Origin of the sequence: Kitasatospora sp. NPDC093558 (assembly GCF_040683475.1) — a bacterium.
Taxonomy (GTDB): domain Bacteria; phylum Actinomycetota; class Actinomycetes; order Streptomycetales; family Streptomycetaceae; genus Kitasatospora.
Genome location: NZ_JBFBDY010000193.1, coordinates 1 through 11,218 on the forward strand (window position 1 = coordinate 1; position 11,218 = coordinate 11,218).

At 72.6% G+C, this 11,218-nt stretch carries 8 protein-coding genes and 1 pseudogene; 3 read left to right on the forward strand and 6 right to left on the reverse strand.

Annotation, left to right across the window (positions count from 1 at the left end; all coding sequences use genetic code 11):
• Positions 1 to 25 precede the first annotated feature (25 nt).
• The 4 genes and pseudogenes from glpK to mmuM form a co-directional block, all read right to left on the reverse strand.
• Positions 26 to 1,546, reverse strand: coding sequence for a glycerol kinase GlpK (gene glpK, locus AB0O00_RS19380; protein ID WP_363653336.1), 1,521 nt, complete (start codon positions 1,544 to 1,546; stop codon positions 26 to 28).
• A gap of 111 nt (positions 1,547 to 1,657) precedes the next feature.
• Positions 1,658 to 2,368: an MIP/aquaporin family protein gene (locus AB0O00_RS19385; protein ID WP_363653338.1), complete on the reverse strand. Its 711-nt coding sequence runs from the start codon at positions 2,366 to 2,368 to the stop codon at positions 1,658 to 1,660.
• Between the two features lie 303 nt (positions 2,369 to 2,671).
• On the reverse strand, positions 2,672 to 3,436 hold the full coding sequence (locus AB0O00_RS19390) for an IclR family transcriptional regulator (RefSeq protein WP_363653350.1): 765 nt from the start codon (positions 3,434 to 3,436) through the stop codon (positions 2,672 to 2,674).
• A 204-nt stretch (positions 3,437 to 3,640) separates the two neighbouring features.
• Positions 3,641 to 4,540: pseudogene (mmuM, locus tag AB0O00_RS19395) on the reverse strand (homocysteine S-methyltransferase); the annotation flags it as partial.
• A 241-nt stretch (positions 4,541 to 4,781) separates the two neighbouring features.
• On the opposite strand from mmuM, the gene AB0O00_RS19400 reads away from it, so the two are divergent.
• From AB0O00_RS19400 to AB0O00_RS19410, 3 genes are all read left to right on the forward strand, one after another.
• Entirely contained in the window at positions 4,782 to 5,708 is a 927-nt protein-coding gene (locus AB0O00_RS19400) for an NUDIX domain-containing protein (RefSeq protein WP_363653340.1), read from the forward strand.
• A 34-nt stretch (positions 5,709 to 5,742) separates the two neighbouring features.
• Positions 5,743 to 6,291 (forward strand): NUDIX domain-containing protein, encoded by a 549-nt coding sequence (locus tag AB0O00_RS19405; protein WP_363653342.1) that lies wholly within the window; start codon positions 5,743 to 5,745, stop codon positions 6,289 to 6,291.
• Between the two features lie 129 nt (positions 6,292 to 6,420).
• Complete coding sequence (locus AB0O00_RS19410; protein ID WP_363653344.1) at positions 6,421 to 8,439, forward strand: acetoacetate--CoA ligase; 2,019 nt, start codon at positions 6,421 to 6,423, stop codon at positions 8,437 to 8,439.
• A 50-nt stretch (positions 8,440 to 8,489) separates the two neighbouring features.
• On the opposite strand, the gene ptsP is transcribed toward AB0O00_RS19410, so the two are convergent.
• A complete protein-coding gene (ptsP, locus tag AB0O00_RS19415) occupies positions 8,490 to 10,175 on the reverse strand; it encodes a phosphoenolpyruvate--protein phosphotransferase (protein ID WP_363653346.1) in 1,686 nt (561 codons plus the stop codon).
• A gap of 100 nt (positions 10,176 to 10,275) precedes the next feature.
• Positions 10,276 to 10,725, reverse strand: a complete 450-nt coding sequence (locus AB0O00_RS19420) for a PTS glucose transporter subunit IIA (RefSeq protein ID WP_363653348.1) — start codon at positions 10,723 to 10,725, stop codon at positions 10,276 to 10,278.
• Positions 10,726 to 11,218 lie beyond the last annotated feature (493 nt).

The window sequence follows — 11,218 nt, forward strand, 5'->3', positions numbered from 1 at the left end:
CACGGGGCCCCGGCCGGCGTCACGGTCAGTTGTCCTCTTCCTCCTCCACCCAGCCCATGGTGCGCTCCACGGCCTTGAGCCACTTCTTGTACTCGCGCTCCCGGGTGGCCTCGTCCATGCGCGGGGTCCACTCGGCGGCGCGGTGCCAGTTGGCCCGCAGGGTGTCGAGGTCGTTCCAGAAGCCGACGGCGAGTCCGGCCGCGTAGGCGGCGCCGAGGGCGGTGGTCTCGGCCACGTACGGGCGTTCGACCGGGGCGTCGAGGACGTCGGCGATGTTCTGCATGAGCAGGTTGTTGCTGGTCATGCCGCCGTCGACCTTGAGGGCGGTGAGCTCGACCCCGGAGTCCTTCTGCATGGCGTCGACGACCTCGCGGGTCTGCCAGGCGGTGGCCTCCAGGACGGCCCGGGCCAGGTGGCCCTTGGTGACGTACCGGGTCAGACCGGCGATCACACCGCGGGCGTCGGAGCGCCAGTACGGGGCGAACAGGCCGGAGAAGGCCGGGACGAAGTAGGCGCCGCCGTTGTCCTCGACCGTGTTGGCGAGGGTCTCGATCTCGGCGGCGGTGGAGATGATGCCGAGCTGGTCGCGCAGCCACTGGACGAGCGAGCCGGTGACGGCGATCGAGCCTTCCAGGGCGTACACCGGGGCCTGGTCGCCGATCCGGTAGCCGACGGTGGTCAGCAGGCCGTGGTACGAGTTGACGATCTTCTCGCCGGTGTTGAGCAGCAGGAAGGTGCCGGTGCCGTAGGTGGACTTGGCCTCGCCCTCGTCGAAGCAGGTCTGGCCGAACAGCGCGGCCTGCTGGTCGCCGAGCGCGGAGGCGACCGGGACGCCGGCCAGGTCGCCGACGGCCTCGCCGTAGACCTCGGCGGAGGAGCGGATCTCCGGCAGGACGGCCATCGGCACGCCCATCGACTCGGCGATGCTCTCGTCCCAGGCGAGGGTCTTGAGGTTCATCAGCATGGTGCGGCTGGCGTTGGTGACGTCGGTGACGTGCTTGCCGCCGTCGACACCGCCGGTGAGGTTCCAGATCACCCAGGTGTCCATGGTGCCGAACAGGATGTCGCCGGCCTCGGCGCGCTCGCGCAGGCCCTCGACGTTGTCCAGCAGCCAGCGGATCTTGGGGCCGGCGAAGTAGCTGGCCAGCGGCAGGCCGGTCTCGCGGCGGAAGCGGTCCTGGCCGACGTTGCGGCCGAGCTCGCGGCAGAGCGCCTCGGTGCGGGTGTCCTGCCACACCAGCGCGTTGTGCACCGGCTCGCCGGTGTTCTTGTCCCACAGGACGGTGGTCTCGCGCTGGTTGGTGATGCCGATCGCGCGGATGTCGTCCTTGGTGAGGCCGGCCTTCTCCAGCGCGCCGCGGACGACGGACTGCACCCGGGTCCAGATCTCGGCGGCGTCGTGCTCGACGTAGCCGGGCTGGGGGAAGATCTGGCGGTGCTCCTGCTGGTCGACGGAGACGATGCGGCCGTCGGCGCCGAAGATGATGCAGCGGCTGGAGGTGGTGCCCTGGTCGATCGCGGCGATGTAGTTGCCAGTGGAGGTCATGGGGAGGGTCCTCGGCTCGGGTCGGGGATTACGGGGTGGGTGGGCCTGACGCGGTCGTACGGTCAGTCCCCGTGCTCGGGGGGTTCGACTCTGCTTTTCGGGAGCGGACCTTTAGAACAGGGCGTTGTAGAGGACACCGGCCAGCGCGCCGCCGGCGAGCGGGCCGACGACCGGGATCCAGGCGTACGACCAGTCCGAGCCGCCCTTGTTCGGGATCGGCAGGAGGGCGTGCATGATGCGCGGGCCGAGGTCACGGGCCGGGTTGATCGCGTAGCCGGTCGGGCCACCGAGGGACAGGCCGATGCCGACGACGGTCAGGGCGACGATGAGGGTGCCCATGCCCTTGAGGTCGTTGGCGCCGAGGGTGAGGATCGCCATGCAGAGCACGAAGGTGCCGATGACCTCGGTGATCACGTTCTGGATCGGGTTCCGGATCTCGGGCCCGGTCGAGAAGATGCCGAGGGTGGGCTCCTCGTTGGCCTGGAACTGGCCGAGGTAGGTGAGCCAGACGAGCGTGGCGCCGATCATCGCGCCGAGCATCTGCGAGCCGATGTAGAGCGGCACCTGGCTCCAGTCGCCGCTCTTGACCGCGAGCGCGATGGTGACGGCCGGGTTGAGGTGGGCGCCGGACTTGGGTCCGGTCATGTAGGCGGCGATGAGGACCGCGAAGCCCCAGCCGAAGGTGATCGCCAGCCAGCCGGCGTTGAGGGCCTTCGACTTCTTGAGGGTTACAGCGGCGCAGACGCCGCCGCCGAGAAGTATCAGGGCGGCGGTGCCGAGGGTTTCGCCGACGAAGACGTCGCCGTTGGAGAACGCGGACACAAAGACTCCCTTGTCCATGAGGCCCGGAGGTGCGGGTGGGGGCAGGCGGCCGGGTGATCGCCGTGCGGGTGAGCGCACTGGGGGAGTGATCTTCCCGGCCAGCGTTCGACAATGTCGACCGTCATGCGGAAGCTTCCTCCCCAGGTCGCCCCCGCGTCAAGGCGGGGTTACGCAGCTGTGACCCGCGCCTCCGCGCGTCTCCCGAAGTTACCCAGCGGAGCGCCCCGAACCGGGGCAAAACGCCAAGGCGCGGACAGGCCTACCGCCCGTCCGCGCCTCAGCGTGACGATTCGACCGCCGTACTCAGAACCGGCCGGCGCCCAGGTCGCGGGAGATCGCCCGCGCCGCGCTACGCACCGAGGCCACCAGCGAGGGCTTCACGAAGCCGTCCTCGCAGACCCGTTCGACCGGCCCGTTGATGCACACCGCGCCCACCGGGTTGCGCCGCCGGTCCTGGATCAGTGCGGCGATCGAGGCCACGCCCTCCCAGGTCTCCTCGACGGAGTCCGCCCAGCCGCGCTCGCGGATCAGGGCGCACTCCGCGTCCACGTCGGCCGCGTCGGTCAACGTCCGCACGGTGTACGACTCGTACGGTCCCTCGCCCAACTCCCCGCGCGCGACCGGGTCGTAGGCCACCAGCACCTTGCCGATCGCGGTGCTGTGCAGCGGCTGCATCGAGCCGACCTCCAGCACTTGCCTGGTGTCGTCCGGCCGGAACACGTGGTGCACGATCAGCACGCCCCGCTGGTGCAGCACCCCCAGGTAGACGGTCTCGCCGGCCGCCCGGGCCAGGTCGTCGGCCCACACCAGCGCCCGCGCGCGCAGCTCGTGCACGTCCAGGTAGCTCTGGCCGAGGCGCAGCAGTTCGGCGCCCAGCTGGTACTTGCCGCTCTCCGGGTCCTGCTCGACGAACCCCTCCAACTGCAGCGTGCGCAGGATGCCGTGCGCGGTGCCCTTGGCGAGGTCGAGCGCCGTCGCGACCTCGGACAGGCCCAGGCGGCGCTCACCGCCGGCCAGCAGGCGCATGATCGCGGCGGCCCGGGAAAGCGACTGGATCGGGCCGGGCATGGGAACCTCCGCGCTGACAGGCGGTCGACATTGTCGACCACAGTGGTGACGGGACGAGTTTGCCAGGCGTCGGGTGCTCCGTGCACCTTCCCCCTCGGTAACCCGCACTCGGCCGCCTGTTAACCTTCGCCGCCCCGCGGCCGCTGCGGGGCGCCGCACCGGAGCCCCGTGCCCTCGACAGTCCCGCCGGACGGCCACCTCCGCCGCCAGCGCGGCGATCCCGTCCGGCCCCACCCGGCAGCACCCGCCGACCAGCCGGGCCCCGTCCGCGAGCCACCCGCGCACGCGCGCCGAGCGGAACGTCGGCTCCCCGCGCCAGCCCCGTATCTCAGGGTCCCAGCGTTCCCCGCTGTTCGGGTACACCACCACCGGCTTGCCCGTCACCTCCGCCGCCAGCGCCACCGCCAGGTCCGCGTCCTGCGGCGTGCAGCAGTTCACGCCCACCGCCACCACCTCGTCGACGTCCCTCGCGAGCGCGAACGCCTCGGCCAGCGGCTGCCCGGCCCGCGTCCGGTCGCCCGCGATGCTGTACGAGAGCCAGGCCGGCACCCCGAGCCCCCGGACGACCTCCAGCATCGCCTCCGCCTCGTCCACGTCCGGCACCGTCTCCAGTGCCAGCACGTCCGGACCTGCCGTCGCGAGCACCTCCAGCCGCGGCCGGTGGAACGTCACCAGCTCCTCGAAGCCCAGCCCGTACCGCCCGCGGTACTCCGAACCGTCCGCCAGCACCGCCCCGTACGGCCCCACCGAGGCCGCCACCCAGCGCCGCCGCCGCCCGCCGGGCTCGCTGCGCGCCGCCTCCCGGGCCAGCTCCACGCTGCGCGCCATCAGCCGCGCCGACTCCGCCCGGCCGAGCCCGTGGCGCGCGAACCCGTCGAAGCTCGCCTGGTAGCTCGCGGTGATGGCGACCTCGGCCCCGGCCGCGAAGTACGCCCGGTGCGCCTCGACGACGGCCTCCGGCGCGTCCGCCAGCAGTCGCGCCGACCACAGCTCGTCCGACAGGTCGTGCCCCTGTGCCACCAGCTGGTTCGACATCCCGCCGTCCAGGACCAAGGGGCCGGCCGCCAGCGCGGCGGCGAAGTCCGACGGGGGAGTGGCGGGCATGGAGGCCTCCTGGAGCACGGGTCCGGCTGGTCACAGCCTAGGAGCCGAACGCCCTCGCCCGCCCGGAAAACCGTTTGCCGGGCGGGAACGGACTGGTTACGTTGTGCTCATCCCGAGAACGACGGCCCGGCACGGCCGCCCGCAGGACGCCTCGACACGGCCCGCACGGCGCCGGTCCACCAGGCACGAGACGACAAGCACGAGACGACCAGCACGAGACGACAGCACGGAGACACCCCCGATGGCCGCCGACGAGCCCCGCCCGCCCCACGCCGGCCCGCACCACGCCACCTCGGAGGCCGAGCGCGAATGGCTCGCCGCCTACGACCCGCGCGCCTACACCCCCGTGGCCGTCACGGTCGACGTCGTCGCCCTCACCCTGCGCGAAGGCCGCCTGCACGTCCTGCTCGTCGAGCGCGCCGCCCCGCCCTTCCAGGGCTCCTGGGCGCTGCCCGGCGGCTTCCTGCGCGCCGGCGAGGAGTGCCTCGACGACGCCGCCGCCCGCGAACTCGCCGAGGAGACGGGCCTGTTGGGCAGCTCCGACCTCGAATCCACCCTCAGCCGCATCCACCTCGAACAGCTCGGCACCTACGGCGCCCCCCACCGTGACCCGCGGATGCACGTCGTCTCCGTCGCCTACCTCGCCTTCGCCCCCGACCTGCCCGACCCCCAGGCCGGCACCGACGCCGCGGCCGCCGCCTGGCACCCGGTCGCCGACCTCGACCTCCGCGCCGACCCCGGCCCGGACCAGCGGCCCGCCGGCCGCCCCGAGACCGCCGCTGGGCCCGCCGACACCCACGGGGGTGGCGTCGGCGGGCCCAACGGCCCCATCACGCTCGCCTTCGACCACGCCCGCATCCTCGCCGACGGCCTCGACCGCGCCCGCGCCAAGATCGAGTACAGCCCCCTCGCCACCGCCTTCCTGCCCCCCGACTTCACCATCCCCGAGCTGCGCGCCGTCTACGAGGCCGTCTGGGACGAGAAGCTCCACCCCGGCAACTTCCACCGCAAGGTCCTCTCCGTCCCCGGCTTCGTCGAGAGCACCGGCACCACCACCGAACGCGGCGGAGCCCGCGGCGGCCCCCGCGCCCGCACCTACCGCGCCGGCGACGCCCGCCTCCTCCACCCCGCCCTCCTGCGCCCCGCCCGCGAGGAGGAGATCCGCTGACCGAACACCCGGCCCACCGGACTACCATCCGGACATGACCACCGACGACGTGACGAGCACGGTCAACCACCCCTTCTCGCACTGCCACTTCTGCGGAACGCCCTACCCGCCCGGCACCCGCGACTGGCCCCGCACCTGCCCCGGCTGCGCCGAGATCAGCTACCGCAACCCGCTGCCCGTCGCCGTCACCGTCCTGCCCGTCACCCGCCCCGACGCCGACCCCGCCCTCGTCGTCATCCGCCGCACCATCGAACCCGGCTACGGCGAACTCGCCTTCCCCGGCGGCTACATCGACTTCGGCGAGACCTGGCAGCAGGCCTGCGTACGCGAACTGCGCGAGGAGACCGGCATCCTGGCCGACGCCTCCGACATCACCCTGGCCTCCACCTCCTCCGACCCCTACGGCCGCTTCGTCTTCCTCTGCGGACTGCTCCCCGCCCGCCCCCTCGCCGAACTCCCGCCCTCGCACCCCACCGACGAGACCGACGGCTGGCTGCTCGCCCACCCCGACACCCGGCTCGTCTGGGACTTCCACACCAACGTCTCCCGTGCCTGGTTCAACGGCGAACTCGACGGCCGCTGACCAGCCCCGCCACTCCCGGGAGACCCTGGCGCAGCGGCCGCTCACATGGCATGGTCTGCACCGACAGCCCAACCGGACGGGCCTGCCACAAGCACTCCCGTCCCCACCACCGGCCGGGAGACCACCACCGTGAGCACCCCCCTCCAGGACCAGCCGCTCTGGCGCCCCAACCCCGCTCGCGCCGCCGCGACCAGCCTCGTGGCGTTCCAGGCCTGGGCCGCCGAGCACCACGGCGCCCCGGCCGCCCCGCTCGCCCCGGCCGCCGACGACCAGCAGGCCGCCGAGCGCTACGCCGCCCTGCACAGCTGGTCCACCGAGGACCTCGGCCGGTTCTGGACCGCGGTGACGCAGTGGTTCGACGTCCGCTTCACCGAGGCCCCCGAGGCCGTCCTCGCCGACCCGGCCATGCCCGGCGCCCGCTGGTTCCCCGGCGCCCGCCTCAACTACGCCGAGCACGCCCTGCGCGCCGCCGAGGCCCCGGAGAACGCCGACCGCCCCGCGATCCTCCACCTCGACGAGACCACCGAGCAGCCCGTCGTCCTCACCTGGTCCGAACTGCGCCGCCAGGTCGGCTCCCTGGCCGCCGCCCTGCGCGCCCGCGGCGTGCGCCCCGGCGACCGCGTCAGCGCCTACCTGCCCAACGTCCCGCAGGCCGCCGTCGCCCTCCTCGCCACCGCCGCCGTCGGCGCGATCTGGACCAGCTGCGCCCCCGACTTCGGCGCCCGCAGCGTCCTCGACCGCCTCCAGCAGATCGAGCCCACCGTCCTGTTCGCCGTCGACGGCTACCACTACGGCGGCAAGGACCACGACCGCACCGACGTCGTCGCCGAGCTGCGCCGCGAACTCCCGAGCCTGCACACCGTCGTGCACGTCCCCCTGCTCGGCGCCCCCGCCCCCGAGGGCGCCCTCCAGTGGGACGACCTGACCGCCGACGACGTCGCCCCGGTCTTCGAACCGGTCCCCTTCGACCACCCGCTCTGGGTGCTCTACTCCTCCGGCACCACCGGCCTGCCCAAGGCCATCGTCCAGAGCCAGGGCGGCATCCTGCTCGAACACCTCAAGCAGGTCGGCCTCCACCTCGACCTCACCCCGCAGGACCGCTTCCTCTGGTACACCTCCACCGGCTGGATGATGTGGAACTTCCTGCTGGCGGGCCTGCTCGTCGGAGCCACGATCGTCACCTACGACGGCAGCCCCGGCCACCCCGACACCGGCGCCCTCTGGTCGGTCGCCGCCCGCACCGGCGCCACCGTCCTCGGCACCTCCGCCGCCTACGTCATCGCCAGCCGCAAGGCCGGCCTCCACCCGGGACGCGACCTCGACCTCTCCGCCGTCCGCTGCCTCGGCACCACCGGCTCCCCGCTCCCGCCCGACGGCTTCCGCTGGATCTACGACGAGGTCAAGGAGGACGTCTGGCTCGCCTCCGTCAGCGGCGGCACCGACGTCTGCTCCTGCTTCGTCGGCGGCGTCCCCACCCTGCCCGTGTACCTCGGCGAGATCCAGGCCCCCTGCCTCGGCGCCGCCGTCGAGTCCTGGGACGTCCAGGGCCGGCCGCACACCGACACCGTCGGCGAACTCGTCGTCACCAAGCCCCTCCCGTCCATGCCCACCGGCTTCTGGAACGACCCCGAGGGCACCCGGTACCACGACAGCTACTTCGACGTGTACCCCGGCATCTGGCGCCACGGCGACTGGATCACCGTCACCTCCCGCGGCACCGTCGTCATCCACGGCCGCTCCGACTCCACCCTCAACCGCCAGGGCGTCCGGATGGGCTCCTCGGACATCTACGAGGTCGTCGAGCGCCTCCCCGAGATCGCCGAGTCCCTCGTCATCGGCCTGGAGGAACCCGACGGCGGCTACTGGATGCCGCTGTTCGTCGTCCTCGCCCCCGGCGCCGAACTCGACGACGACCTCATCGGCCGCATCCGCACCTCGCTGCGCACCGAACTCTCCCCGCGCCACGTCCCCGACGAGGTCATCACCGTCCGGGGCCTGCCGCACACCCTCACCGGCAAGCGCATCGAGGTCCCGGTGAAGCGCATCCTCTCCGGCACCCCGCTGGAGCGGGCCGTCAACCCGGGCTCGGTCGACAACATCGACCACCTGCGCTTCTTCGAGCAGCTGCGCCGCGACCGCCAGTCCTGACGAACGCCGAAGGGGGCGTTCCCACCACGACGGTGGGAAACCCCCCATACTCAGCATCTCTGTACGTAAAAACCCGAGAGGACCTGCTGCGCCGCGGCGCGCGCCTCCTCGGCGCTGTCCGTGGCCCGCGCCGCCTCGGCGGCCCGGCGGCACTGCGCCAGCGTGTACTTGGCGAGCGTCGACCGCACGTAGGGGATCGACGCCGCACCCATCGACAGGCTCGTGACACCCAGACCGGTCAGCACGACGGCCAGCAGCGGGTCGGAGGCGGCCTCGCCGCACACGCCGCAGCTCTTGCCCTCCGCCTGCGCCGCGTCGGCGGCCGAGGCGATCAGGTCGAGCAGCGCCGGCTGCCACGGGTCCTGCAGCCGGGCCAGCGCCCCCACCTGACGGTCGGCGGCGAAGGTGTACTGCGCGAGGTCGTTGGTGCCGAGCGACAGGAACTCGACCTCCTGGAGGATCGCCCGCGCCCGCAGCGCGGCCGACGGGATCTCCACCATCGCGCCGAACTTGGCGTCCAGACCGGCCCGGCGGCACGCCTCGGCGAAGTCCTTGGCGTCCTTGCGGTCGGCCACCATCGGCGCCATGACCTCCAGGTGCACCGGCAGGCCTTCGGCGGCCCTGGCCAGCGCGCGCAGCTGCGTCTGCATGACCTCGGGGTTCTCCAGCAGGGTGCGCAGGCCGCGCACGCCGAGCGCCGGGTTCGGCTCGTCGGCCGGGGTGAGGAAGTCCAGCGGCTTGTCCGCGCCCGCGTCCAGCGCCCGGACGACGACCCGGCCCTCCGGGAACGCCTCCAGCACCTTGCGGTACGCCTCGACCTGCTTCTCCTCGCTCGGCGCCTTCGCCGAGTCGTCGAGGAACAGGAACTCCGTGCGGAACAGGCCGACGCCCTCGGCGCCGTTCTCCAGCGCGGCCGGCACGTCCGCCGGGCCGCCGACGTTGGCCAGCAGCGGCACGCGGTGCCCGTCCGAGGTCCGGCCCGGACCGGAGGAAGCGGCCAGCGCGGCCTTGCGCTCGGCGGCGGCGGCCCGCAGCTCGTCCTGCTTCTCCTGCGACGGCTCCAGCAGGACATCGCCCGAACTGCCGTCCACGGCCACCACGGTGCCCTCGGCGACCTCGGTCGCCCCCGGCAGCGCGACCACGGCCGGCACGCCCATCGCCCGCGCGAGGATGGCGCTGTGGCTGGTCGGCCCGCCCTCCTCGGTCACGAAGCCGAGCACCAGGGTCGGGTCCAGCAGCGCGGTGTCGGCCGGGGCCAGGTCCCGCGCGAACAGCACGTACGGCTCGTCGCTGTCCGGCACGCCCGGCATCGGCACGCCCATCAGCCGGGCGACGATGCGGTTGCGTACGTCGTCCAGGTCGGCGACGCGCCCGGCCAGGTACTCCCCGGCCGACGCGAGCAGCGCGCGGTAGGCGGCGAAGGCGTCGTAGACGCCGCGCTCGGCGCTGCTGCCGACGGCGATCCGCCGCGACACGTCGGCCATCAGCTCCGGGTCCTGGGCCATCAGCGCCTGGGCCTCCAGCACGGCCTGGGCCTCGCCGCCGGCCAGGTTGCCACGGGCGGTCAGGTCCGCGGCCACCGCCTCGACGGCCGCCTGGGCACGGGCCTGCTCGCGCGGGGCGTCCGCGGTCGGGATCTGGGTGGCCGGCGGCTCCAGCACCGCCGTCCCCATGTGTCGCACCTGGCCGATCGCGACCCCGTGGCTCACACCCACGCCGCGCAGCGTCTTCGTCATGTCACCTGTCTCCGCTGAGATGAGCGGCCCCGCCGGGAACCGCTGTGTGGGGGCCGCCCCGTCATCTCGTCCGGGGCGGGTGTGTGGGGAAAGAAAGAGGTCAGCTCCAGCTGAACAGCTGGTCGCCGGCGCGCACTTCGCCGTCCTCGACCACGCCGCCGAGCGAATCGGTGTTGGCTTCCAGCGCCACGATCGGCGAGATCGGCGACTTGCCCGCGGCCTCGACGACGGCCGGGTTCCACTTGATGACGGCCTGCCCGCGGGTCACCGTGTCGCCCTTGTTGACGAGCAGCTCGAAGCCCTCGCCGTTCAGCTGCACGGTGTCGATCCCGAGGTGCGTCAGCACACCGTGCCCGTCCGCGTCCACGACGACGAACGCGTGCGGGTGCATGGAGACGACGACACCATCCACCGGAGCGACCGCCTCGGTCGGCTCGCGCACCGGGTCCACCGCGGTGCCGGGGCCGACCATCGCACCGGAGAACACCGGGTCGGGAACATTGGCGAGCCCGACGACCCGTCCGGTCAGCGGCGACGTCACAGTGGTCATGGTTTGTGCCTCCCAAGTGCGCAGTACAGCGAAGGGCCGCGAGCAGCGGCGCAACGATCAACTGAAGCCTAAATCATGTCAACTTCGGACATCCGCTGACATTCCCGGGCGAAGACTCACGCCCCGCCCGCCCTGCCGGCCGGCGTCTCACCGACCTACTAGTGGTCTAGTCCTCTTGGTCGATGCGCCGCACTCTACAGGCATCTTGGCGAATCGGGACCATTGCTGTATATGCTCGCGAGAGCAACAAATCATGCCGCCGACCGGGTGACCCCCGGCGCGCCCCGATTCGCGTCCCGGCGGACGACCCGCTATGGTTGGTCGAGTCGCCGCAAGTCGGCGGTTAACAGCAGATTTCAGATGCAAAAAGCGCCGGAAACGGCACGGCAAACATCTGGTAAGCTGGAAACACGAAAGAACGAAGCGCCCGGAGGGCCCGCTGGAAGGCGGCTCGAAGGAAGCGTCCGTTCCTTGAGAACTCAACAGCGTGCCA